Annotated in this window: 5 protein-coding genes; 1 reads left to right on the top strand and 4 read right to left on the bottom strand. The window is 52.6% G+C overall.

Annotated features, from left to right (window positions below; all coding sequences use genetic code 11):
* Positions 1 to 221: rhomboid family intramembrane serine protease (locus LCF60_RS24000; protein WP_292295050.1), on the top strand; the 221-nt coding region annotated here is incomplete at its 5' end.
* Between the two features lie 7 nt (positions 222 to 228).
* Here the strand turns inward: LCF60_RS24000 and LCF60_RS23995 are convergent.
* The 4 genes from LCF60_RS23995 to LCF60_RS23980 all read right to left on the bottom strand — a co-directional run.
* Positions 229 to 735 (bottom strand): glycosyltransferase, encoded by a 507-nt coding sequence (locus LCF60_RS23995; protein ID WP_292295049.1) that lies wholly within the window; start codon positions 733 to 735, stop codon positions 229 to 231.
* Positions 732 to 1,214, bottom strand: coding sequence for a UDP-N-acetylglucosamine--LPS N-acetylglucosamine transferase (locus LCF60_RS23990; RefSeq protein WP_292295048.1), 483 nt, complete (start codon positions 1,212 to 1,214; stop codon positions 732 to 734). The genes LCF60_RS23995 and LCF60_RS23990 overlap by 4 nt, the downstream gene beginning before the upstream one ends.
* 92 nt (positions 1,215 to 1,306) lie before the next feature.
* Positions 1,307 to 2,479, bottom strand: a complete 1,173-nt coding sequence (locus tag LCF60_RS23985; RefSeq protein WP_292295047.1) for a polysaccharide pyruvyl transferase family protein — start codon at positions 2,477 to 2,479, stop codon at positions 1,307 to 1,309.
* Positions 2,480 to 2,576: 97 nt separating this feature from the next.
* The coding region (locus LCF60_RS23980) for a Coenzyme F420 hydrogenase/dehydrogenase, beta subunit C-terminal domain (protein WP_292295046.1) at positions 2,577 to 3,124 on the bottom strand (548 nt) is incomplete at its 5' end.

Genomic DNA, 3,124 nt, shown 5'->3' with positions numbered 1-3,124 from the left:
CGCTTTTCGGCCTCGCTGGGGTGCTCACGGCATGGGAATACGCTGTACGGCGCCGGGCACGTGAGAGAATGGGACCGGTGCTGCGGGTGATCGGCTTGCTCGTTGGGCTCAACGTCATCATGTATTGGGCGATGGGAGGTAACCTTGCCTGGGAAACACACCTTGGCGGTTTTCTGGCAGGCTGGGTGGCAGGGTGGTGGGTGCGCGAGCGCGACGTGTAAATCTGTCCTATTTGTCCGAAGAAAGAATGAACGCCCGAAGACTGTCAGTGAAATCAGTAACTGCGAATGGGTCGATCGAGGCTGAACGTGAGGGTTCAGCCGTTTTTAATGCCGTATCGAGACAGCCGGGCAAATCGTGTTCGTCGGAGGCCTTATAAAGGCCAGGATAATCCCCCAACTTTTCAACTGTTGCGATCTGATGGTCGTTTCGGTGCTCACCATATTTAAACTGCCGTGGCATGATGCAGATTTTCTTGCCTTGGGTAAGGGCAGTCAGAATAGTTCCCATCCCAGCATGTGAGATGATGAGATGGGCCTTTCTGAATATCTCGTCGTATTCCGCGGGTGAAAGGCGTGTTTTGGTTTCAAAGTTTTGAGGCTGATATGGATTGCTGGGTGGGGATAAAACCTGCCCGAAAATCTCACTGTTCGGCTGTGTGGTTCCTGCCCATTCATCTACGGCCTTTACTAGCCGATCGAAGGAGAGCTGTGTGCCGGTCGTCAAGAATATCATAGAACGCGCCCCATAAAATCTGGCCCTTCCGGTTGCACTAGGTGTTCCCATTGCGTGAGCCAAAGATCCGCGTACTTGCCCACTTCTTGACCCGATTTCGAAAGTTGCTCGGCATTCGCCATGCTGTCTATCCAGATGGTTCGCGCCCCGATCCATTTGCCAAAGCGCAGCGCAAAATATCCAGGTGCGGCACCAGTTGTGATAATGACATCAGGGCGGTGGCGGAGTACTGCGATAAATACTTCGAACAGCTGACGAATGAGGCGCCCTTTCTCGGAGAGATTGGCGTCCGTTACAGATGCGAATTGTGGTGGCGGATTGCCTTCGTCCTTGGCCATGGATTTCACAAAATCCGAGAGGCCTGGTTCAGTGGTTAAATAGATGACGTTCAACTCATCCCAAGCTTTACGCAATCTCATCAACTGAACCCAATGCCCTCCGGCGGATGCCACAACCATGAGCTTTGGGTTGGAAGGCATGTTATTGGATCCCTCACGCTATAAACAAAGATTTATATATCCAGTGCCACGAGACTATGTAAAAGCCAGATACGTTGCAAGTGAGCCGCTGTTTATCGCTGTTTCGCGTATACTTTTTCCATCAGGTCACCGAGTGCGGTCTCGTATCGGGTCAGTTTTTCCAGCCCCTTCTCGAACGCAGTTTTTTGTGTTTGCGCCAGTTCTGACCGGCGGTCATATGCGTCAAAAATATGCACCAAAATGTCTTCGGCACTCTGAGTGGTACAATCTACTGTTTCATTATATCCTAAGGCTCCGAAGAGCCCTGCAAATTTGCGGCTATAGGCCATCGGCACCACCGGAACCCCTGCTGAGAAGGCCGCAATACAGGCATGCATCCTTGCGCCCATGAAAAAATCCATATCTGCGATATAACTCTTGGCCTCTGAGGGAGAGGCAAAGGCTGGCGCAACCCGGACGTTAGGAAACTCTTTGCTAAGTTTTACGCTTGCAGCGTAGTCATCCTCAAGTGCACCGTGGTTCCACGAGATCACATGCGGTATGAGATGAATCTCGCAAGGTTCGGGATGATGTTCAAATCGGTGCAGGATATCACGGATCAGTTGCGGATAGTCCATCTTGAGGCCGAACATGTTCTTACCAGTATAGCCACCGCTCATCAGAAGACCTGAGACATTAATGCCGATCTTGACTGGACCAGGTTCAGAACGCACCGGCGGCGCATCATAGGGCAGACGCAGGGCGACATCAGAAGCCTCGACGATCTCTCCCTTGATCCCCATTTCGCGCAGACAGGCGGTCGAGAGGCTATCCCGAGTGGTGGCGATGGCACTAAGTCGAATGGTCTGTCGGGCAAGAAAGGTCGACAGGCGGTATTTGAACGGTCCGAAGGTTTGCGGCGCGAGTACAAGAGGTTTGCGAGCCAAGTGGGTAAGATATTTCATCAAGAACATCTGGGTCAGCCGGCGGCGTCCATAGATATCGGCGAAACTGTCACCGCCGAAAATATCGATGACCATGTCGCTGTTACGCACGGCGTGGAAAAAATCAAGGGGGTTGCGAAGAGGGCGTGCCGGCCGAATGGTGATATCTTCGCCTGAAACGTAGGGTGGACGTTCGGCAATACTGTCGATGACTTTGATAGCAATCGGAATATCACGTGACTTTGCAATCTGCCGTAGAATTGCAACCTCAGAGACGCTCAATGCTCCAACGCCCATATTGTCGTTGCTAGCAGAGTGCAGGATCAAGGCAATCGTGAGCATGAAAATATCCTGAAGAACTCGAAGAAAGCATGGCGTTCAAGCCAGTTAGCACACTCCTAGCATACAAATAAAATCAGAAAGATGGTCTTCACTGGGTTTATCTTTGGCTAAAAAAGCGCTGTCGGAATATCCGGCGCAGCATGCCCAGAAAGTTTTTCAAGTTTCGTGAGGCAGGATTTTGCCAGGCTATGCGCCAAATATGTAAGCCGCGGTAACGTGGTACGGGGCGTCCAGAGAGGCGCAAAGCTAAGAGACGTGCCAACAAGGCGCGTCGTCGCTCCCTCTGTCCAGGCTGAATCGCAATGAGTTTTCCCACATCAAAAGGTCCGGTCTCGATCTGGCCCGCAGCCACGGCGTCTGTAAGCAGGCGCGCGCCGAGCGCCGTTCGGCTGACAATCAGGCTTACGCCCTCGGCCTCGTCAAAGATCGGATACCCGGCGGCATCGCTTTCCCATGCATCAGCACAAACGATATCGGCAGCCTTTCCAGTTCCGTCGGCACAAATTTTACAGCGATGCTGGACATGTTTTGAAAGGATCCCGCCCCAACTATCATGGTAACTCATTGATGGCGCACTGCCATCACGGAGCGTGGCGGTAGCGCGGCCTGGCCAACCTTGTCCTCGGTAGCGAAAACTCATGACAT

Source organism: Marivita sp., assembly GCF_020055635.1.
In the GTDB taxonomy this organism is placed as follows: domain Bacteria; phylum Pseudomonadota; class Alphaproteobacteria; order Rhodobacterales; family Rhodobacteraceae; genus Marivita.
Note: the sequence above shows the minus strand (reverse complement) of the source record. Positions and strands in the feature narration are given on the sequence as shown.